Source organism: Pseudomonas sp. TSO6 (assembly GCF_056098905.1).
The window spans coordinates 18,922-39,096 of record NZ_JBLZWV010000021.1; the positions used below are offsets into that span (position 1 = coordinate 18,922).

17 protein-coding genes are annotated in these 20,175 nt (G+C 62.1%); 2 read left to right on the forward strand and 15 right to left on the reverse strand.

Annotated elements, in window-relative coordinates; translation table 11 throughout:
- Positions 1–107: 107 nt before the first annotated feature.
- The 9 genes from ACN6NG_RS07065 to gcl all read right to left on the reverse strand — a co-directional run bounded on the left by ACN6NG_RS07065 (position 108) and on the right by gcl (position 11,991).
- On the reverse strand, positions 108–2,132 hold the full coding sequence (locus ACN6NG_RS07065; RefSeq protein WP_414816545.1) for a mechanosensitive ion channel family protein: 2,025 nt from the start codon (positions 2,130–2,132) through the stop codon (positions 108–110).
- Between the two features lie 173 nt (positions 2,133–2,305).
- Positions 2,306–3,304 (reverse strand): sulfate ABC transporter substrate-binding protein, encoded by a 999-nt coding sequence (locus tag ACN6NG_RS07070; RefSeq protein ID WP_236198309.1) that lies wholly within the window; start codon positions 3,302–3,304, stop codon positions 2,306–2,308.
- Positions 3,305–3,517: 213 nt separating this feature from the next.
- Positions 3,518–4,339 (reverse strand): ion transporter, encoded by an 822-nt coding sequence (locus ACN6NG_RS07075; RefSeq protein WP_132845359.1) that lies wholly within the window; start codon positions 4,337–4,339, stop codon positions 3,518–3,520.
- 45 nt (positions 4,340–4,384) lie between these two features.
- The gene (locus ACN6NG_RS07080) at positions 4,385–5,257 is read right to left on the reverse strand and encodes an urea transporter (RefSeq protein WP_236198308.1); all 873 of its coding nucleotides are present in this window, start codon (positions 5,255–5,257) and stop codon (positions 4,385–4,387) included.
- Positions 5,258–5,467: 210 nt separating this feature from the next.
- The gene (pyk, locus tag ACN6NG_RS07085; RefSeq protein WP_016498601.1) at positions 5,468–6,883 is read right to left on the reverse strand and encodes a pyruvate kinase; all 1,416 of its coding nucleotides are present in this window, start codon (positions 6,881–6,883) and stop codon (positions 5,468–5,470) included.
- The gene (locus ACN6NG_RS07090) at positions 6,880–8,154 is read right to left on the reverse strand and encodes a glycerate kinase type-2 family protein (protein ID WP_414816546.1); all 1,275 of its coding nucleotides are present in this window, start codon (positions 8,152–8,154) and stop codon (positions 6,880–6,882) included. Before ACN6NG_RS07090 ends, pyk begins: the two co-directional genes overlap by 4 nt.
- Before the next feature lie 178 nt (positions 8,155–8,332).
- A complete protein-coding gene (locus ACN6NG_RS07095; RefSeq protein WP_016498603.1) occupies positions 8,333–9,226 on the reverse strand; it encodes a 2-hydroxy-3-oxopropionate reductase in 894 nt (297 codons plus the stop codon).
- A gap of 152 nt (positions 9,227–9,378) precedes the next feature.
- Entirely contained in the window at positions 9,379–10,161 is a 783-nt protein-coding gene (gene hyi, locus ACN6NG_RS07100; RefSeq protein WP_049273327.1) for a hydroxypyruvate isomerase, read from the reverse strand.
- 54 nt (positions 10,162–10,215) lie between these two features.
- Positions 10,216–11,991, reverse strand: a complete 1,776-nt coding sequence (gene gcl, locus ACN6NG_RS07105; RefSeq protein WP_063423153.1) for a glyoxylate carboligase — start codon at positions 11,989–11,991, stop codon at positions 10,216–10,218.
- A 257-nt stretch (positions 11,992–12,248) separates the two neighbouring features.
- Between gcl and ACN6NG_RS07110 the strand changes: the two genes are divergently transcribed.
- Positions 12,249–12,689, forward strand: coding sequence for a GlcG/HbpS family heme-binding protein (locus ACN6NG_RS07110; RefSeq protein WP_063423152.1), 441 nt, complete (start codon positions 12,249–12,251; stop codon positions 12,687–12,689).
- Positions 12,690–12,824: 135 nt separating this feature from the next.
- On the opposite strand, the gene ACN6NG_RS07115 is transcribed toward ACN6NG_RS07110, so the two are convergent.
- Positions 12,825–13,436 (reverse strand): TetR/AcrR family transcriptional regulator, encoded by a 612-nt coding sequence (locus tag ACN6NG_RS07115; protein ID WP_010955036.1) that lies wholly within the window; start codon positions 13,434–13,436, stop codon positions 12,825–12,827.
- A gap of 132 nt (positions 13,437–13,568) precedes the next feature.
- On the opposite strand from ACN6NG_RS07115, the gene ACN6NG_RS07120 reads away from it, so the two are divergent.
- The gene (locus ACN6NG_RS07120) at positions 13,569–14,483 is read left to right on the forward strand and encodes a DUF808 domain-containing protein (RefSeq protein ID WP_063423151.1); all 915 of its coding nucleotides are present in this window, start codon (positions 13,569–13,571) and stop codon (positions 14,481–14,483) included.
- Positions 14,484–14,620: 137 nt separating this feature from the next.
- On the opposite strand, the gene ACN6NG_RS07125 is transcribed toward ACN6NG_RS07120, so the two are convergent.
- From ACN6NG_RS07125 to ACN6NG_RS07145, 5 genes are all read right to left on the reverse strand, one after another.
- Positions 14,621–15,403, reverse strand: a complete 783-nt coding sequence (locus ACN6NG_RS07125; protein ID WP_016498611.1) for an outer membrane protein OmpK — start codon at positions 15,401–15,403, stop codon at positions 14,621–14,623.
- A 355-nt stretch (positions 15,404–15,758) separates the two neighbouring features.
- Positions 15,759–16,544: an outer membrane protein OmpK gene (locus ACN6NG_RS07130; protein WP_474313341.1), complete on the reverse strand. Its 786-nt coding sequence runs from the start codon at positions 16,542–16,544 to the stop codon at positions 15,759–15,761.
- 140 nt (positions 16,545–16,684) lie between these two features.
- On the reverse strand, positions 16,685–18,040 hold the full coding sequence (locus tag ACN6NG_RS07135) for a nucleobase:cation symporter-2 family protein (protein WP_012273436.1): 1,356 nt from the start codon (positions 18,038–18,040) through the stop codon (positions 16,685–16,687).
- Between the two features lie 213 nt (positions 18,041–18,253).
- Entirely contained in the window at positions 18,254–19,582 is a 1,329-nt protein-coding gene (locus tag ACN6NG_RS07140; RefSeq protein WP_016488366.1) for a urate hydroxylase PuuD, read from the reverse strand.
- Between the two features lie 43 nt (positions 19,583–19,625).
- A complete protein-coding gene (locus tag ACN6NG_RS07145) occupies positions 19,626–20,129 on the reverse strand; it encodes an ureidoglycolate lyase (RefSeq protein WP_016488365.1) in 504 nt (167 codons plus the stop codon).
- Positions 20,130–20,175: the final 46 nt, after the last annotated feature.

Sequence of the window (20,175 nt, forward strand, 5' to 3'; positions counted from 1 at the left end):
CGGCCCTATCGCCGGCAAGCCAGCTCCCACAGGGGTCAGCACAACCCTGAATGTTGTGGGGTCCTGTGGGAGCTGGCTTGCCGGCGATAGGGCCAGTGCTGACAGCATCAAGCCCCCAAGGCCTGCAGCGGCAGCGGATACACCTGGGCAAAACTCACGTTGTCGGTCAGGTCCACCCGCTTCTTCAGCCGCTCGTTGAACGCCCGACTCACCGCATATTGCCCACCGGAAATAGTGCGGAACTGCGCCGTCAGCACAAACCCGTTCAAGTCCATGCGGTCCACCCCGAACACTTGCAGCGGCCCTTGCAGGTTGATGCGCAGCAGCGGGTCTTCGCTGATCGACTTGCCCACCTCATGGATCAGCGCCAGTGACGCATCCACATCACTGTCGTAGGTGAACTGCACCGAGAAGAACGCATAGGCGAACTGCCGCGACTGGTTGGTAACCGCCTTGATCTGGCCAAACGGCACCGAGTGCACAAAGCCTTTACCATCGCGCAGGCGCAAGGTACGGATAGTCAGGCTTTCGACGGTACCGGCATGGCCGGAATCAAGCACTACCCAGTCGCCGATGGAAATGGTGTCCTCGATCAGGATGAACAGCCCGGTAATCACATCCTGCACCAGTTGCTGCGAGCCAAAGCCGATGGCTAGGCCGATCACCCCGGCACCGGCCAGCAGTGGCGCGACGTTGATGCCCAGGTTGGCCATGGTGGTGATGGTGCAGATGACGATCAGGATCACTTTGATCGCATTGCGCAGCATCGGCAGGATGGTCCGTACCCGGGTGCTCGGCTGGCGTGCGCTGCGGCGGCCGACGGGTGGCTTGAGTGCTTCCTGGATGGCCGTGTCGAGTACCACCCACAGTAGCCAGGTGACCAGCAGGATCAGGCCAATGCTCGACAGCGAGTTGCTGATCGCCTGGCCCAGGCGGTTGCTCAGGGCAAAATCCACCACCGAGAAGCCCCAGATGCGTCCCAGCAGTTCGATGAAGGCCACTGCCATGGCGATGCGCAGTAGCGCATGGGCGAGGCTGCGCAGCAGCTCCTTGTAAGGGCGTACCCGCTGCGCCGGGTCGGTTTCGCGCTGGGCCAGCAAGTGTTGCAGCAAAGTGCTGAGGAACACCGTAGAGACCAGCAGTACAGTGGTCAGCAAGGCTTTCTGCAGGGCCTTCTGGCTTTCTTCGCCGGCGCCGATCAGGTGAATGGCCGACACCAGGATCATCAGCAGGATCGGCAGATACCACAGCACCGAAAAGATCCGCAGGGTTTCCTGCACGGCGCGATGCTGCACGCGGTCCTTGAAGGCGCGGTTGCGGATCAGGTGCGCCACCGGGCGGCGCAGGCGGATCACCAGGCTGGCGAAGATGAAGGTGGCAATCAGGCCGGTGGCCACCGCGATGCTGGCGGTGATGTTGCCGCCCAGCTGGCGGGCGATCTGTGGGCTGGTCAGGGCGTCGCTCCAGGCCGCGAGGAAGCCGATCATGAACAGCGGGCGGGGGGCCAGGCGTTTGATGACCGCCACGGCGTCGCGTTTGTGCCCGGCATCGAACAGGGTCACCAGGCAGAGGATGATCGAAGTCGAGAACAGGCCGCTGCTGGTGGCGTAAGCCAGGCTCAGGCCCAGGGCGCGGGCCACTGACGGGTCGAGAAAGCGGCTGGCGTACAGCGTCAGCGGCAGGCTGGCCAGCGCCGGCAGGGTGTAGGGCAGCAGGTAGCCGAGCAGGCTGCTGGCGCGCTTGCGTTCGCGTAGCCAGGGCGTACCGGAAGTGCGTTTGGCGACCCAGCGGCCGAGGCTGGTGAGTGCGGCGAAGCTGGCGGCCCAGGTCAGGGTCAGCAGGAGGAAGTTGCCGATCAGTTGCAGCGAGTCGTCGGCCGAGTGCCGGTCGACCAGGCGTTCGACTTCCTTGGTGGCGCGGTCGGTGCGCAGGCGCCAGGCATCGACCAGGTGGGCATCGAGGTCGAGTTCCTGGGCGGCGCTGTCCAGGCCGTCGGCCAGGGCGCCAAGGAGGCCGCCTTGCAATACCGGTTCGGGTTCGGCGGGTTGTTCTTCAGTGGGGGTGGGGTCAGCGGCCAACAGGTGGGTGCTCAGCAGGCAGCCGAGCAGTAGGGTAGAGAGAAAACGCAGCACTGGAGTACTCCTTGGGCCGGGGTGAGCGGGGCAGGGTTACTCAAGGAACTGATTGCAGGTTGGTGGAGAAAGTTCGAAGAGGTGTGTCAAAACTACTGGCGCTATCGCCGGCAAGCCAGCTCCCACAGGTACTGCACACGCCTCGGGCATTGTGCAGTACCTGCCTACATCAATTACTGACCGGTATAGATCTGGTCAAACACCCCACCGTCGTTGAAGTGGGTCTTCTGCACGGTGCGCCAGTCACCAAAGGTTTTCTCCACCGACAGGAAGTCCACTTTCGGGAAGCGGTCGGTGTACTTGGCCAGTACCGCGGCATCACGCGGGCGCAGGTAGTTGTTGGCGGCGATCTCCTGAGCTTCTGGGGACCACAGGTACTTCAGGTATTCCTCGGCCACAGCCTGGGTACCTTTCTTGAGCACGACCTTGTCGACCACGCTGACAGGTGGCTCGGCTTCGGCCGACACGCTTGGGTAGACCACTTCGAACTGGTCGCGGCCGAACTCGCGGGCGATCATCTCGGCTTCGTTCTCGAAGGTAACCAGCACATCACCAATCTGGTTGGTCATGAAGGTGGTGGTGGCGGCACGGCCACCGGTGTCCAGCACCGGCGCCTGTTTGAACAGCTTGCCGACGAAGTCACGGGCCTTGGCCTCGTCACCGCCCTGTTTGAGCACATAGCCCCAGGCCGACAGGTACGTGTAGCGGCCGTTACCCGACGTTTTTGGGTTGGGCACGATCACCTGCACGCCGTCCTTGAGCAGGTCGGGCCAGTCTTTCAGGGCTTTCGGGTTGCCCTTGCGCACGATGAACACAGTGGCCGAGGTGAACGGCGCGCTGTTGTTCGGCAGGCGGGTTACCCAGTTATCCGGCACCAGCTTGCCATTGTCGACCAGGGCGTTGATGTCGGTGGCCATGTTCATGGTGATGACATCGGCCGGCAGGCCATCGATCACTGCACGCGCCTGTTTGCTCGAACCGCCGAAGGACATCTGCACGTTGACCTTCTCTTTGTGCTCGGCTTCCCAGTGCTTCTGGAAGGCCGGGTTGTAGTCCTTGTAGAAGTCGCGCATCACGTCGTAGGAAACGTTCAGCAGGGTGGGGGCGGCCTGGGCGAGGTTGCCCAGGGCCAGGCCTGCGGCGAGCAGCGAGGCGGTGAAGAGTTTTTTCACGTTGCTTCCTTGTTATCGAAGTGTTGGCAATTTGCCTGCGACTATAGCGGGTGGGTTTGTGGCGGTTAAAGAACAAAAATGACTTTGGTTATGCCGTCGCCTGTACCGGCCTCTTCGCGGGTAAACCCGCTCCCACAGGGACCGCGCACTGCTAAGGCCTGTGGTGATCCTGTGGGAGCGGGTTCACCCGCGAAAGGGCCAGCACCGGCAGCATCATTGCTTGGGAAACAACCCATTTCCACAGCGCGAACAGAACGCCGCGCCATGCTCATGCGTCTTTTTGTGACACGTCGGGCAATCATGCTGCAGCTGCTCCCCGCGCATGGCATTGGCCAGTTCGGCGGTAAAGATGCCGGTCGGCACGGCAATGATCGAATAACCGGTAATCATCACCAGCGACGACAGCACCTGCCCCAGCGGCGTCTTTGGCACGATGTCGCCAAAGCCTACGGTGGTGAGGGTGACGATGGCCCAGTAGATGCCTTTGGGGATGCTGGTAAAGCCGTGCTCCGGCCCTTCGATCACGTACATCAGCGTGCCGAACACCGTTACCAGGGTCGATACGCTGACCAGGAACACGATGATCTTCTGCTTGCTACCGCGCAGCGCCTCCATCAGGTAGTTGGCCTGCTTGAGGTACGGGCTGAGCTTGAGCACGCGGAAGATCCGCAGCATCCGTATCACCCGGATGATCAGCAGGTACTGGGCGTCGCTGTAGTACAGGGCGATGATCCCCGGCACGATCGCCAGCAAGTCGACCAGGCCGTAGAAGCTGAAGGCATAGCGCAAGGGCTTGGGCGAGCAGTACAGGCGGGTGATGTACTCGGCCAGGAAGATCGCGGTAAAGCCCCACTCTATGCCAGCCAGCAGCCCGGCGTAGCCCTGGTGCACTTCGTCGATGCTGTCGAGGATGACGGTGACCAGGCTGGCCAGGATGATCAGCAGGAGGATTTTGTCGAAGCGTCTTCCTGCCACGGTATCGGACTGGAAGACGATGACGAAGAGCCGCTCGCGCAGGCTCGCAGGGTTATTCATTGGCTCATTCCAAAAAAGCGGTGGGCTGAGCCTAGGGGTTGCATTTCAGCTGTGCAAGCGGCTGGCGTTGCGCTGCCTGGGCTGGGCCAGGTGATTGCCCAGGTGCATCAGCCAGCAGGCGGCGACGAAGGGCGCGGTCAGGCCAGGCACGGGCAGCAGCTTGAACAGCGGTTGCAGCAACAGGGCCAAGGCAATTGCGAGCAGCGTCACCCAGGGTTTTTCACCTTGCCGGCTAAAGGCTAATGCAGCCAGTGCGGCATTGAAGCCATACAGGCCCAGCCATGCGGCCTGCGCTTGGTCGGCAATCAACGCCACGCCCCCACCGATGGCCGAGCCGATCACCGCCCACATTGCCGCGTAGGGGTTGGCGATGAACATGCCGAGGATGATCAGCAAGCCGGCCAGGGGCTGGTCGAGCAGGAAGATCTGGCCTACGCCACGCGCCAGGGCGTACAGCGGGTCGGCTTCGACGAAGGCGCTGGGCGAGGGGCTGACGACTAGCAGGGTGCCCCAGCCCAGCAGCACGAATGGCGCGGTGTAGGCGACCAGCAACTTGCCGCCGCGCTTGCGCCACTGGTGGGTGATGATGCTGGACAGGCCGCCGGCGGCGATGATCAGGGGGGGCAATATGACCGACCAGGGCAGTACGGCGCTGATCAGGATGCCGATCAGCACGCCGTTGTAGCAGTACAGCCCGGCCTGCCGGTCGGCGCGGTCGTAGCCGCGGGCCTGGGCGGTGAGCAGGCCAGCCAGGGCGCCGAGCAGGGCGCCGCCGACCAGGTTGGGCGCGGTCAGCAGAATGGCCAGCAGGCAGCAGAGGCCGCACAGGGGGTTGCGCAGCAGCAGCACCTGGCTGAAACCGTTGAGTAACGCCGTGGCCCAGTCCGGGCACGGGTTGACGAAATTTTTGGTGTACATGGGGCAGTCAGTGAGGTTGATGGGAGGGCGGTGGGCCTCTTTGGGCCTCGGTTTTCCGCAGTTCAGGTAGATCGGTGTACGGGGAGGGCTGCGCCCTCCATTCGCAGCACAAGGCTGCTCCTACAAAGGAATCGCGAGCTTCTCAGGCTACGCGGTCCCTGTAGGAGCAGCCTTGTGCTGCGAATGGGGCGCAAAGCGCCCCCGGCAATCTCAGATCAAAGTCTCGATCCGCAGCGTGTTAGTCGACCCTGGCTTGCCGAAAGGCACACCGGCTGTGATCAGCAGCGTGTCGCCACGGCTGGCCATGCCTTGCGCCTGGGCAATCTCCAGGGCGGTGGAAACCACCTCGTCCACTTGGCGCAGGCGGTCGTTGACCACCGAATGCACGCCCCAGGCCACGCTCAGGCGGCGCGCGGTGTTCAGGTTCGGCGTCAGGTTGAGGATCGGTGCCCGTGGGCGCTCGCGTGCAGCGCGCAGGGTCGAGGCGCCCGACTCGCTGTAGTTGACCAGCACCGCCACCGGCAGGATGCCGCTGATGCGGCGGATGGCGCAGCTGATGGCGTCCGACACGGTGGCCTCGGCCTTCGGCCGGCCAACGTCGAGCTGGGCCTGGTAGTCCGGGCCGTTTTCCACCTGGCGGATGATCTTGCTCATCATCTGCACGGCTTCCAGCGGGTAGTCACCCGAGGCAGTCTCGGCTGACAACATGACCGCATCGGCACCTTCGGCCACGGCGTTGGCCACGTCAGTGACTTCGGCACGGGTCGGCGCCGGCGAGAAGCGCATGGACTCGAGCATCTGCGTGGCTACCACCACCGGCTTGCCCAGCTGGCGGCAGGTGTTGATGATGCGCTTCTGGATTTGCGGCACGCTTTCGGCCGGCACTTCCACGCCCAGGTCACCACGCGCCACCATGATCGCATCTGCCAGTTCGGCAATGGCTTGCAGTTGTTCGACCGCCGAGGGTTTCTCGATCTTGGCCATCAGGTAGGCGCGATCGCCAATCAGCTGGCGCGCTTCGACGATGTCCTCAGGGCGCTGTACAAACGACAGGGCCACCCAGTCCACACCCAGTTCCAGGCCAAAGGCCAGGTCGCGGCGGTCTTTTTCAGTGAGCGGGGAGAGGTCGAGTACTGCTTGCGGTACGTTGACACCCTTGCGGTCGGACAGCTCGCCACCGTTCAGCACTTCAGTGTCGATAGCATCGTTGTGCTTGGCGGTGACGCGCAGGCGCAGCTTGCCATCGTCCAGCAGCAGGTCCATGCCGGGCTCGAGGGCTGCGATGATTTCAGGGTGTGGCAGGTTGACCCGGCGGCTGTCGCCCGGGGTCTTGTCCAGGTCCAGGCGCAGGGCCTGGCCGCGTTGCAGCTGCACCTTGCCTTCAGCGAAACGGCCCACGCGCAGCTTTGGCCCTTGCAGGTCCATGAGGATACCCAGCGGGTAGTTCAGTTGCTGCTCCACTTCGCGGATCCACTGGTAACGCAAGGCGTGGTCAGCGTGTTCGCCGTGGCTGAAGTTGAGGCGGAAGATGTTCACGCCGGCTTCGACCAGTTGGCGGATGTCGTCGATGCCGTTGATCGCAGGGCCGAGGGTGGCGAGGATCTTTACTTTTTTATCAGGCGTCATGGTTGGGCAGTCTCGAGGATCAGGATGGCGCGGAAGTCGTTGACGTTGGTGCGGGTCGGCTCGGTGACGATCAGCGCATCCAGCGCGGCGAAATAGCCATAGCCGTTGTTGTTGTCCAGCTCGTCGCTGGCCGACAGGCCCAGGGCCTCGGCACGGGCGTAGCTGCCCGGGGTCATGAAGGCACCGGCGTTTTCTTCCGAGCCGTCGATGCCGTCGGTGTCGCCGGCCAGCGCGTATACCCCCGGCAGGCCTTTCAGGCTTTCAGTGAGGCTGAGCAGGAACTCGGCGTTGCGCCCGCCACGGCCATTGCCGCGTACGGTCACGGTGGTTTCGCCGCCGGACAGGATCACGCAGGGTGCCTTTAATGGCTGGCCGTGCTGGACGATCTGCCGGGCAATACCGGCGTGTACCTTGGCCACTTCGCGCGACTCGCCTTCCAGGTCGCCGAGAATCAGCGGGCTGAAACCAGCCTGTCGGGCTTTGACTGCGGCGGCCTCGAGCGACTGCTGGGGTTTGGCGATCAGCTGGAAGTGGCTGCGGGCCAGGGCCGGGTCATCGGCTTTGACGGTTTCCGAGGCAGGGTTGTTCAGCCAGTCGATGACCGCTTTCGGCGCTTCGATGTTGTAGCGTTTCAGAATGGCCAGGGCATCAGCCGACGTGCTCGGGTCGGCCACGGTGGGGCCGGAGGCGATCACGGTGGCGAGGTCGCCCGGCACATCGGAAATGGCATAGGTGTAGACCGTGGCCGGCCAGCAGGCCTTGGCCAAACGGCCGCCCTTGATCGCCGAGAGGTGCTTGCGCACGCAGTTCATCTCGCCGATGGTGGCGCCGGATTTGAGCAGTGCCTTGTTGATCTGCTGCTTGTCGGCCAGGGTCAGGCCTTCGGCCGGCAATGCCAGCAGGGCGGAACCACCGCCAGACAGCAGGAAGATGACGCGGTCGTCTTCATTCAGGTTGCTGACCAGTTCCAGCACGCGCTTGGCCACGGCCAGGCCGGCGGCATCCGGTACCGGGTGGGCGGCTTCGACCACTTCGATCTTCTGGCAGTTGGCGCCGTGCCCGTAACGGGTCACGACCAGGCCGGAGACTTCGCCCTGCCAGCTTTTTTCGACCACTTCGGCCATGGCGGCTGCGGCCTTGCCGGCGCCGATGACGATCACCCGGCCGCTACGGTCGGCGGGCAGGTAGGGTTCGAGGACTTGGCGGGGGTGGGCGGCAGCGATGGCTGTGTCGAACAGCTCGCGGAGAATTTTTTGCGGATCGACCGACATGGCAGGCTCCCAGTTATTGTTGTTCTGCAAAACCAAAAACGCCCCTGGAACTGCCTCCGTGCAGGCCGAACCAGGGGCGGGTGTTGCTCGGTGCTACCGCTGAACCTGTGGTCGCAGGTTCAGCGGTGTTGGCTTCTTCGCGCCGAACCGCCGCGAAGAGGCCGGTAAGGTCTACTACTTACTTGTCGCCGCGGATCGAGAAGTTGGCCATGTGTTCCAGGCCTTTGATCAGCGCCGAGTGGTCCCAGTTGCCGCCACCCAGGGCCTGGCAGGTGTTGAACACTTGCTGGGCATTGGAGGTGTTGGGCAGGTTGATGCCCAGTTCCTTGGCGCCTTGCAGGGCCAGGTTCAGGTCTTTCTGGTGCAGGTTGATGCGGAAGCCTGGGTCGAAGGTGCCCTTGATCATGCGCTCGGCGTGCACTTCGAGGATTTTCGACGAAGCAAAGCCGCCCATCAGTGCTTCACGCACCTTGGCCGGGTCGGCGCCGTTCTTGGCGGCGAACAGCAGTGCTTCGCTGACGGCCTGGATGTTCAGGGCGACGATGATCTGGTTGGCGACCTTGGCGGTCTGGCCGTCACCGTTGCCACCCACGCGGGTGATGTTCTTGCCCATGGCTTCGAACAGCGGCAGGGTGCGCTCGAAGGCTTTCGGGCAGCCACCAACCATGATGCTCAGGGTAGCGGCCTTGGCGCCGACTTCACCACCGGACACCGGGGCGTCCAGGTAGGCTGCGCCGGTTGCCTTGATTTTTTCGGCGAACGCTTTGGTGGCGGTAGGCGAGATCGAACTCATGTCGATCACGATCTTGTTCGGACCTACGCCCTCAGCCACGCCGTTTTCACCGAACAGTACGGCTTCCACCTGGGGGGTGTCCGGCACCATGACGATGATGAATTCGGCTTCCTGGGCAACCTCTTTCGGGTTGGCCAAGGCCACTGCACCGGCGGCGATCAGGTCGGCTGGCGCGGCGTCGTGGTGGGTGGAAACGAACAGGCTGTGACCTGCTTTTTGCAGGTTTTGGGCCATGGGCTTGCCCATGATGCCGGTGCCGATGAAACCGATTTTAGCCATGAGAAATTACCTCTTTGTAATTGTGATATCTCAAGCAAGCTTTGGCCCCCTGTGGGAGCGGGCTCGCCCGCGAAGCAGACAACTCGGTGGATGGCACCGGCTTTGCCGGTGTTCGCGGGCGAGCCCGCTCCCACAGGGTCCCGAGTTGTTCCTCAGATTGCGTTGTGGGTTTTCAGCCAGCCCAGGCCCGCTTCGGTGGTGGTCTTGGGCTTGTACTCCGCGCCCACCCAGCCTTGGTAGCCAATGCGGTCCAGGTGCTCGAACAGGAAGCGGTAGTTGATCTCGCCGGTGCCTGGTTCATTGCGGCCGGGGTTGTCGGCCAGCTGGATGTGGTTGATCAGCTGCAGGTTGGTTTCCATGGTGCGAGCCAGGTCACCTTCCATGATCTGCATGTGGTAGATGTCGTACTGCAGGAACAGGTTGTCACTGCCCACTTCGGCCTGGATTTCCAGGGCCTGCTGGGTGGTGTTCAGGTAAAAGCCCGGGATGTCGCGGGTGTTGATCATTTCCATGACCAAGCGGATACCGGCGGCCTTGAGCTTGTCGGCTGCGTAGCGCAGGTTCTCCACGAAGGTCTTGCGCACGGTGGCGCAGTCCGGGCCTTGTGGGCGGATGCCGGCCAGGGCGTTGACCTGGGTGTTGCCCAGCACCTTGGCGTATTCGATGGCCTTGTCGACACCGGCGCGGAATTCTTCGATGCGGTCGGGGTGGCAGGTGATACCGCGCTCACCTTTGGCCCAGTCGCCGGCAGGCAGGTTGAACAGCACCTGGGTCAGGCCATTGGCTTCCAGCTGCTGCTTGATTTCTGCAGCGCTGAAGTCGTAGGGGAACAGGTATTCGACGCCACTGAAACCGGCGTCGGCGGCAGCCTTGAAGCGGGCCAGGAAGTCCTGTTCGGTGAACAGCATGGACAGGTTGGCAGCGAAGCGAGGCATGAGTTGTCTCCTTGCGATGAAGGCCCCCAGGGCGTGCCTGGGGGCGTCAGGCGATCAGTCCAGCATCGAGATGGCGGTTGGCGCGTCGTTGCCGACCAGCGCCAGGTCTTCGAACTCGTTGACCGCGTTGATCTCGGTGCCCATGGAAATGTTGGTCACACGCTCGAGAATCACTTCGACCACGACCGGCACGCGGAACTCTTCGGCCATCTTCTGCGCCTTGAGCAGGGCTGGGGCGATCTCGGCCGGTTCGAACACGCGAATGGCTTTGCAGCCCAGGCCTTCGACCACTGCAACGTGGTCGACACCGTAGGTGGCGGCGTCGGTCGAGTTGATGTTCTCGAACGCCAGTTGTACACAGTAATCCATGTCGAAGCCACGCTGCGCCTGACGGATCAGGCCCAGGTAGGCGTTGTTCACCAGTACGTGGACGTACGGCAGGTTGAACTGTGCGCCTACTGCCAGTTCTTCGATCATGAACTGGAAGTCGTAGTCACCCGACAGCGCGACCACCTTGCGTTTGGGGTCTGCTTTCACTACACCCAGTGCGGCAGGAATGGTCCAGCCCAGCGGGCCGGCCTGGCCGCAGTTGATCCAGTGGCGAGGCTTGTACACGTGCAGGAATTGCGCGCCGGCAATCTGCGACAGGCCGATGGTGCTGACGTAGGTGGTGTCCTTGCCGAATACCTGGTTCATCTCTTCATACACGCGCTGCGGCTTGACCGGCACGTTGTCGAAGTGGGTCTTGCGCTGCAGGGTGGCTTTGCGCTGTTGGCAATCTTCCAGCCAGGCAGCACGGTCTTTCAGCTTGCCAGCGGCTTTCCACTCGCGGGCCACTTCCAGGAACACGTCCAGCGCCTTGCCTGCGTCGGACACGATACCCAGGTCCGGGGTGAATACGCGGCCGATCTGGGTCGGTTCGATGTCGACGTGCACGAACTTGCGGCCTTCGGTGTAGACGTCGACGGAACCGGTGTGGCGGTTGGCCCAGCGGTTACCGATACCGAACACCAGGTCGGATTTCAGCAGGGTGGCGTTGCCGTAGCGGTGCGAAGTCTGCAGGCCGACCATGCCGACCATTTGGGCGTGGTCGTCCGGGATGGTGCCCCAGCCCATCAGGGTCGGGATTACCGGTACGCCGGTCAGTTCAGCGAACTCGACCAGCTTGTCGCTGGCATCGGCGTTGATGATGCCGCCACCGGCTACCAGCAGCGGGCGTTCGGCGTCGTTGAGCAGGGTCAGGGCTTTTTCAGCCTGTACGCGAGTGGCGGACGGCTTGTTGACGGCCAGCGGCTCGTAGGCGTCGATGTCGAATTCGATTTCGGCCATCTGCACGTCGAACGGCAGGTCGATCAGTACCGGGCCTGGGCGGCCGGTGCGCATTTCATAGAAGGCCTTCTGGAAGGCATAAGGCACCTGGCCTGGCTCCAGAACGGTGGTCGCCCACTTGGTCACCGGCTTGACGATGCTGGTGATGTCGACGGCCTGGAAGTCTTCTTTGTGCAGGCGTGCACGCGGGGCCTGGCCGGTGATGCAGAGGATCGGGATGGAGTCGGCCGAGGCGCTGTACAGGCCGGTGACCATGTCGGTGCCGGCTGGGCCGGAAGTACCGATGCACACGCCGATGTTACCCGGGTTGGCACGGGTGTAGCCCTCGGCCATGTGCGAGGCACCTTCGACGTGGCGAGCGAGGACGTGATCGATGCCACCGACTTTTTTCAGGGCCGAGTACAACGGGTTGATGGCAGCCCCTGGGATGCCGAACGCGGTATCTACACCTTCACGGCGCATGACCAGAACGGCTGCATCGATTGCTCTCATTTTGCTCATGGGTTGTGCCTCATCGATTTTGTAATTGTATACAACTTGCTTTGCGACAGAGTGTATTCACGGCTGGCGGCTCAGGTCAATGGGTTTTCATCGGGTAGGCCGGGTTTCGTCAAAGCGGCCGTGAAAACGGCTATTTGCGCCATCGCATACGATCGTTTCAAAATATTGTATACAAAATATCCTTTCGTTGTGTTCTATTTGCCCTATCGGTTTTCAACTGCCCTCAGGGCTTCTCACAACAAGAAGAGGACCTTTCCATGAACGTCTTGAACCTGAAAGTCGCTGTCAGCCTGGTAAATGCCGCACTGGCAGCAGGCCGCAACATCAATGCCGCGCCACTGACCGTGGCGGTGCTGGATGCCGGCGGGCACCTGCTGGCGCTACAGCGTGAGGATGGCGCAAGCCTTATCCGCCCTGAAGTTGCCACTGGCAAAGCCTGGGGCGCGATTGCCCTGGGCAAGGGGTCGCGCCTGCTGGCGCTGGACGCGCAGCAGCGTCCGGCGTTTTTTGCCGCGTTGAACGGGATGGGTGAACGGCCGGTGGTGCCGGCACCGGGTGGTGTGCTGATTCGTGATCAGGACGGCAAGGTGCTGGGTGCGGTGGGGATCAGCGGCGATACGTCGGATATCGACGAGCAGTGTGCGATCAGTGCGATCGAGGAGGTGGGGTTGAAGGCGGATGCGGGGGTAGCAGCTTAAATCGCTATGGCCTGATCTGGCCACATCGCCGGCAAGCCAGCTCCCACAGGTACACCACAGTGATCAGGAACTGTGGAAGCCCTGTGGGAGCTGGCTTGCCGGCGATTGGGCTGCGAAGCAGCCCCACTGGCCCTGTCAGGCTGCCTCAGGCTCACAGCCTTTCAAGACCATGCGAATGATGGTCTCGGCCGCCGCGTCATAATCGCTGTCGGCCAGCTTGGCCTTGCCAGTCACCGCAGAAATCTGCCAGTCGAAGTCGGCATAGGTCTGGGTCGCCGCCCAGATACTGAACATCAGGTGATGCGCGTCCACATGGGCAATCTGCCCGCGGTCGATCCAGCGCTGGATGCACTCGATGTTGTGCCGGGCCTGCTCGTTCAGCTGCTCCACCTGGTTGGGCGACAGGTGCGGGGCGCCGTGCATGATCTCGCTGGCAAACACCTTGGAGGCATGTGGCAGGTCGCGCGAAATGCGGATCTTTGAACGAATGTACGCACTCAGTACTTCCTTCGGGTCGCCGTCGGCGTTGAACGGCGTCGACGCCTGCATGATTGGCGCGATGATGCTTTCCAGGACTTCGCGGTAGAGGTTGTCCTTGGACTTGAAGTAGTAATACACGTTCGGCTTGGGCAGGCCGGCCTTGGCCGCGATATCGCTGGTCTTGGTGGCGGCGAAGCCCTTGTCGGCGAATTCCTCGCTGGCCGCGCGCAGGATCAATTCCTTGTTGCGCTCGCGAATGGTGCTCATGGTCAGGGATCTTCCTCGTGTCTGGCCACCTCTAAGAGGGATCGGGCATGGTAGCACCGCGCTCGACGGGCGCTCAAGGCAGCGGCTTTGGGCTAGAATCCGTGGCACACACCTATCTGGATACAGGCAAACATGGCAGGAAGCAGTCTACTGGTACTGATCGACGACATCGCCACGGTGCTTGATGACGTCTCGCTAATGACCAAGGTGGCGGCAAAAAAAACAGCAGGTGTGCTGGGCGATGACCTGGCGCTGAACGCCCAGCAGGTTACCGGTGTGCGTGCCGAGCGCGAAATACCGGTGGTGTGGGCGGTGGCCAAGGGGTCGTTCGTCAACAAGGCAATCCTGGTGCCGGCAGCGCTGCTGATCAGTGCGTTCATTCCGTGGGCGGTTACGCCATTGTTGATGATCGGTGGCGCCTACCTGTGTTTCGAAGGCTTCGAGAAGCTGGCGCACAAGTTCCTGCACAGTAAGGAAGAGGACGACGCGCAGCACAATGCCCGGAAGGAAGCCGTGGCTGACGCCAATGTCGACCTGGTGGCGTTCGAGAAAACCAAGATCAAGGGCGCGGTGCGCACCGACTTCATCCTGTCAGCGGAAATCATCGCCATCACCTTGGGTACCGTGGCCGATGCGCCGCTGAGCCAGCAGATCATCGTGCTGTCGGGCATCGCCATCGTCATGACCATCGGCGTTTACGGGCTGGTGGCCGGCATCGTCAAGCTCGATGACCTGGGGTTGTGGATGACCCAAAAGGCATCGAGCCTGACCCAGGCCGTTGGTAACGGCATCCTGCGGGCCGCACCGTACATGATGAAAAGCCTGTCGGTGATCGGCACGGCGGCGATGTTTCTGGTCGGTGGCGGCATTCTGGTGCATGGCATCGAGCCGCTGCATCATGCCATCGAGGCGTTCAGCGAGGGGCGTGGCGGGGCGTTGACCGGGGCACTGCTCAATGGCGTAGCCGGGGTGCTGGCCGGTGGCGTGGTGCTGGCGGTGGTGGCGGTTGCCGGCAAATTGTGGCGGGTGCTCCGGCCTGCCACATAAGGTTGCATGGCCGGGGCTTTGCCCCGGTTCACGGGTGAACCCGCTCCCACAGGTACCGCGTTTGCCTTGAACCGGGCGCGGACCCTGTGGGGGCGTTTGCCCGCGAATGGGCCGCGGCACGGCCCTGAGGGATCAGGTCAGAAGTGAACCTTGACCAGGAAACTCATGGTGTTCTGGTCAGTCGTAAAAGCATCGCTGTCCTTGATGCCGTACTTGTTCTTCCAGTAGTCGTACTCCACACCCACATACAGCTGCTTCTCGCCCAGGTGCAATGCCTTGCCCAGGTCATACTTGATCTGCGGGTTGAAGTGCAGGTTGGCGTGGTAGGTGCCGCGGCGGTTCTCGTCGTTGTCCACCACCCAGTCCATGAAGCCGTCGATCAGCACGTCGGAATCGCCCACCGGAATGGTGTACGACCATACCGGCGTGATCTGCCATACGTTGTCGCCGGCGCGGCTGCCGTCGGTGGTGCGGTTGTAGAAGTTCAGCTGGAAGTAGTCAAAGCCGGGAATGGCCAGGTCGAACCCTGGGCCGATCAGGTACGACTCGGTGTCACCCTCGCCAAACTCGTAGGTCATCGCCAGCAGCACGTCCTTGACCGGGCCGAACTCCACCTTCTGGTCGAAGATCTTGTTGAACGACAGGCGTGGGCTGATCTCACCGTAATAGGTATTCGGGCCATTGCCGGCGTCTTTCTGGCCTTGGTAGAAGATCTTGTCGACGAAGATGAAGTTGTCGCCGTACTTCCAGCCATCGGCGTGCTCGAACGTGACGGTTTGCTGGATCGCCGGGTTGACCTTGAAGTTCTTGCCCCACAGGTAGGTCAGGCTGTTGTTCTGCCATTGCAGCAGGTCGTCGGCGTAGGTGGTGCCACAGGCCAGCAGGCCGCCGGCGAGGATCAGGCTGTTGATGGTACGCATTGCGAGTGTCGCTCCCTTGATTGATCTGTTGTCAGCGCTCGGTATTGGCGCTTTTTTGTTGTCTTGCGAGTCAGCTTTTTTCGATGGGCCACAGCTGTTTGGCAAGGGTTGAGCCAACTTTTCCGGGTTGGCAAAACCTTCCTGCTCGACTTCGTTCTGAACGGATGAAAAGGGTCTTTCAGGCTGGCAACACGTTGGCCAACCGCCCGTATTCATTGACTGAGCGGTCAGTAAACGCAGGCAGAATCCGTTCTGCCCTGATCGAGGGGGCGCGCAGATTACTGGCTTGCGCGCCGCGCCTCAAGTGCTCCGTCCTGGAGCGGGGTGGTTCAAACTTGTGCGTTTGGTCAGTTTATTAGAAATGCACTTTGATCAGGGCACTGGCGACGCTCTGGTTGCTTTCCAGGTTGCCGCGGCTGTCGATGCCGTATTTGTCCTTCCAGTAGCTGTACTCAAAGCCCACGTAGAGCTGCTTGGCGCCCAGGTTCAGCGCCTTGCCCAAGTCGTATTTGACCTGCGGGTTGAAGTGCAGGTTGGCGTGATAGGTGCCACGGCGGGTCTGGTCGTTGTCGGGGACCCAGTCCATGTAACCGTCGATCAGAATGTCAGACCTGCCCACGGGGATGGTGTACGACCAGCCAGGGGTGATCTGCCAGACGTTGTCGCCGGGGCGGCTGCCCTCGGTGTTGCGCACGTAGAAGTTGAGGGTGAAATAGTTGAAGCCGGGGATGTCCAGGTCAAAGCCGGGGCCGATCAGGTAGGCTTCGTTGTCGCCTTCGCCACGCTCGTAGGTCATAGCCAGCAGCACGTCCTTGATAGGGCCGAAGGCAAGCTTCTGGTCGAAGATCTTGCCGAGCGACAGGCGCGGGCTGAACTCGCCGTAGTAGGTGGTCACGCCTTTGCTGGCGTCGGCCTTGCCGTTGTAGAAGATCTTGTCGACGAACATGAAGGTGTCGCCGTACTTCCATTTGTTGGCGTGCTCGAACGTGATGGTCTGCTGGATATCAGGGTTGACCTTGAAGTCCTTGCCATACAGGTAGGTCAGGCTTTCGCCATGCCATTGCAGCCATTCGCCTGCATGCGAGGGTAGGGTGGCCAGCAGGCTGCTGCCCAACAACAGGGACGTGGTGATGCGCTTCATGTTGTGATTCCCGGACTTATTGTTTTTGTTGGCGGTTTTTTTGGCGCGCAGGCGCCCCGGGCGACCCATTCCGGCGGGTCGACGGCGTAGCGGTTACTGCAGATGTGGGTGAGGGGCGGCAAAGCGCCGCCCCTTATGGCTCAATGCTGGTGACAGGCGTCGTTGTGCACCGCGCGGTCGGCGCCACCGAGGATGTTGAACAGCACGTTCAACACCAAGGCACTGACCGTGGCCATGGCGATACCACTGTGGGTGATGGGTTCCATCCACTGCGGCATCTGGGCAAAGAACTCCGGACGCACCACGGGGATCAACCCGAAGCCGACGCTCACCGCCACCAGCAGCTGGTTGCGGCGGTCGCCGATGTCCGCCTCCTGAAGAATCTTGATCCCGGTGGCAGTGACCATGCCGAACATGGCAATGGACGCGCCGCCCAGTACCGCAGGCGGGATCGAGGCAATCAGGAAGGCCGCTTTTGGCAGCAGGCTGAGCAGGATCAGCAGTGCACCGGCCACGATGGTGACAAAGCGGCAGCGCACCCCGGTCATCTGCACCAGGCCGATGTTCTGGGCGAACGAGGAGTGGGTAAAGGTGTTGAAGAAGCCGGCAATGAACGATGCACCGGCATCGCACAGCAGGCCGCGACGCAGCATCCCTGGCGTAACTTCGCGATCAGTCACCTTGCCCAGGGCCAGGAACATACCGGTGGACTCGACGAAGATGATCACCACCACCAGGCACATGGACAGGATCGGCGCCAGGCTGAAGGTCGGCATGCCGAAGTGCAGTGGGGTTACCACCTGCAACCACGGCGCGTCTTTCAGGCCAGACAGGTCGACCATGCCAATGGAGCCGGCCAGGATGTAGCCAAGGCCCATGCCCACCAGCACCGATACGTTGACCCAGAAGCCACGCATGAAGCGGTTGATCAGCAGGATGACCGCCAACACCAGGCCGGCGACCAGCAGGTAGATCGGCGAGCCGAAGGTTTCAGCTTCATGGCCGCCACCGGCCCAGTTGACTGCCACCGGGAACAGCGACAGGCCAATCGAGGTGATCACCGTACCGGTGACCAGCGGCGGGAAGAAACGTACGACCTTGGACATGAACGGCGCGATCAGCATGCCGAAGAACCCGGCGGCGATGGTCGCCCCGAAGATCCCCTGCAGGCCTACGCCGGGCATGCCGGCCATGGCCACCATGCTGCCGACGGCAGCGAAACTGGCACCCATCATCACCGGCATGCGGATGCCCACCGGGCCGATACCGAACGACTGGATGATGGTGGCGACGCCAGCGACCAGCAGGTCGGCGTTGATCAGGAAAGCGACTTCTTCACGGGACAACCCAGCGGCCTGGCCGATGATCAACGGCACGGCAATCGCGCCACCGTACATCAGCAGAACGTGTTGCAGGCCAACCAGGATCAGTTGGAACAAGGGCAAGGGTTCGCGCGGCGGCGCAATGGGGATATACGCCTTGCGTGACTCGGACATGCAGCACCTCGAGTTTTGTTTTTATTCTCGGATCCAAGCGGCAAGCTCCAAGCGGCAGTTTCTCGGTGAAGAGAGACCGGGGTTCCCGCTTGCAGTTGAACGCTCGATGCTTGCTTGTTGCGTGAATCTTCAAGTTTGAGGCCGGGTTAACCGGCCTCTTCGCGGCGCAAGGCCGCTCCTACAGGGGACTCAGTCGCCTTGTAGGAGGGTGTTTCAGTTGACCTGGGCGCCTTTGGCGATCCAGTCGCCGACGAGCTTGCGCTCTTCGGTGGTCATCTGGGTGATGTTGCCCAGCGGCATGATCTGGCTGGCGACCGCTTGCGCCTGAATGCGCGCGGCCTGGGCCTGGATCTGCTGCGGGGTGTCGAACATCACGCCGGCAGGGGCGGCGCTGAACAGTGGGCTGGTCGGCTTCGACGAGTGGCACACGGTGCAGCGTTCCTGGATGACATTGTGGATCTTGTCGAAGTCGCCACCGCCGGCCTGGGCAGCGGCCTGGGCCGGTGCTTGCGCTGGTGCAGCCGGCGCTTCGGCAGCCTTGGCGGCGTCCTCTGCGCGCTGCTCGGCAGCGGTCTTGCCACCGACGGCAGTCGCAGGCAGCGGCTGGTACTCGACCTTCGCTGCCGCTTGCTCAGGGCTTACGGCCATCGGTTTCGGACCGGTGACGTAGGCCAGGCAGATCATCGCCAGGGCGCCGACCGGCAGGGTCCAGGCGTACTTGTTGCTGTCGTGGCGGGTGTTGAAGTAGTGGCGGATCAGAACCGCGGCTACTGCGATACCGGCCAGGATCAGCCAGTTGTACTGGCTACCGTAGGTGCTCGGGAAATGGTTGCTGATCATGATGAACAGCACCGGCAGGGTGAAGTAGTTGTTGTGACGCGAGCGCAGCAGGCCCTTGGCCGGCAGTACCGGGTCGGGCGTCTGGTTGTTCTCGATCGCCGCCACCAGCTGGCGCTGGGCCGGCATGATGATGCGGAACACGTTACCGACCATGATGGTGCCGATGATCGCGCCGGTGTGCAGGTAGGCACCACGGCCGCTGAACACCAGGCTGAAGCCCCAGCAGGCGGCGATGATCAAGACGAACAGTACACCGCCGAGCAGCGCTGGCTTCTTGCCCAGGGGCGAGTCGCACAGGAAGTCGTAGATGAACCAGCCAGCGATCAGCGAGCCGATACCGATGGCCACGCCTTCGGCACCGCTCAGGGTGCTGCCAGGGGCCAGCAGGTACAGCGCCGGGTTCCAGTAGAACACCACGCACAGCAGGGCGATACCGGACATCCAGGTGAAGTAGGCTTCCCATTTGAACCAGTGCAGGTTCTCGGGCATTTTCGGGGGTGCGAGCTTGTATTTCTCCAGGTGGTAGATACCACCGCCGTGAATTGCCCAGAGATCACCCGACAACCCATCGCGCGGGTTGCTTCGGTTCAGGTGGTTCTCCAGCCAGACGAAGTAGAACGATGCACCGATCCAGGCGACACCGGTGATCATGTGAACCCAGCGAATGCTCAGGTTCAGCCATTCGTGAAGGTGTGCTTCCACAGTATGTACCTCTGCCGATCACCTAGCGATGATCGACCTTTTCTTATTGGTGGGGATTGAGGATCAGCATCTGTTCCTCGGTGAAGTAATGCTCATCGCAGTTGTTGCCAGAACCACTGCGATCAACCACCAGGAAATCATCCCGCTTTTCGATCGTGAGCACCGGGTGGTGCCAAACGCCGCGATGGTAATTGATGCCCTGCCTGCCATTACTGCGGAAGGCGCGGACCAAGCCTGATACAGGTGCATCGCCAACGGGCGCGACCACGATCAGAAAGGGGTTGCCGAGCAGCGGGATGAAAGCCTGGCTGCCCAGCGGATGGCGTTCCAGCATGCGTACGGTCAGCGGCATGTCCAGCGCGTCGGCGCGGAAGATGCTGATGATCGCCTTGTCTTCGGGCTCGGCGGTCTCGACCGTGGCGAGCTTGTGAAAGCGCATGGTCGAGCCGTTGTTGATCATGAAGTGGTCGCTGCCGTCGGTTTCGATCACATCTCCGAACTGGGCGAAGGCTTCTTTGGTCAGGGGCTCGATCATCAGGGTGCGCATGCGGGTCTCTCTTATATGTTCGTTGTACTGAAAAAGGTTCGGCTGT

Bases quoted from the DNA above. Each gene is read 5' to 3' on its own strand.
- ACN6NG_RS07075 (WP_132845359.1), bottom strand. From the start codon at position 4,339: ATGAATAACCCTGCGAGCCTGCGCGAGCGGCTCTTCGTCATCGTCTTC.
- ACN6NG_RS07080 (WP_236198308.1), bottom strand. From the start codon at position 5,257: ATGTACACCAAAAATTTCGTCAACCCGTGCCCGGACTGGGCCACGGCG.
- pyk (WP_016498601.1), bottom strand. From the start codon at position 6,883: ATGACGCCTGATAAAAAAGTAAAGATCCTCGCCACCCTCGGCCCTGCG.
- ACN6NG_RS07090 (WP_414816546.1), bottom strand. From the start codon at position 8,154: ATGTCGGTCGATCCGCAAAAAATTCTCCGCGAGCTGTTCGACACAGCC.
- ACN6NG_RS07095 (WP_016498603.1), bottom strand. From the start codon at position 9,226: ATGGCTAAAATCGGTTTCATCGGCACCGGCATCATGGGCAAGCCCATG.
- hyi (WP_049273327.1), bottom strand. From the start codon at position 10,161: ATGCCTCGCTTCGCTGCCAACCTGTCCATGCTGTTCACCGAACAGGAC.
- gcl (WP_063423153.1), bottom strand. From the start codon at position 11,991: ATGAGCAAAATGAGAGCAATCGATGCAGCCGTTCTGGTCATGCGCCGT.
- ACN6NG_RS07110 (WP_063423152.1), top strand. From the start codon at position 12,249: ATGAACGTCTTGAACCTGAAAGTCGCTGTCAGCCTGGTAAATGCCGCA.
- ACN6NG_RS07115 (WP_010955036.1), bottom strand. From the start codon at position 13,436: ATGAGCACCATTCGCGAGCGCAACAAGGAATTGATCCTGCGCGCGGCC.
- ACN6NG_RS07120 (WP_063423151.1), top strand. From the start codon at position 13,569: ATGGCAGGAAGCAGTCTACTGGTACTGATCGACGACATCGCCACGGTG.
- ACN6NG_RS07125 (WP_016498611.1), bottom strand. From the start codon at position 15,403: ATGCGTACCATCAACAGCCTGATCCTCGCCGGCGGCCTGCTGGCCTGT.
- ACN6NG_RS07130 (WP_474313341.1), bottom strand. From the start codon at position 16,544: ATGAAGCGCATCACCACGTCCCTGTTGTTGGGCAGCAGCCTGCTGGCC.
- ACN6NG_RS07135 (WP_012273436.1), bottom strand. From the start codon at position 18,040: ATGTCCGAGTCACGCAAGGCGTATATCCCCATTGCGCCGCCGCGCGAA.
- ACN6NG_RS07145 (WP_016488365.1), bottom strand. From the start codon at position 20,129: ATGCGCACCCTGATGATCGAGCCCCTGACCAAAGAAGCCTTCGCCCAG.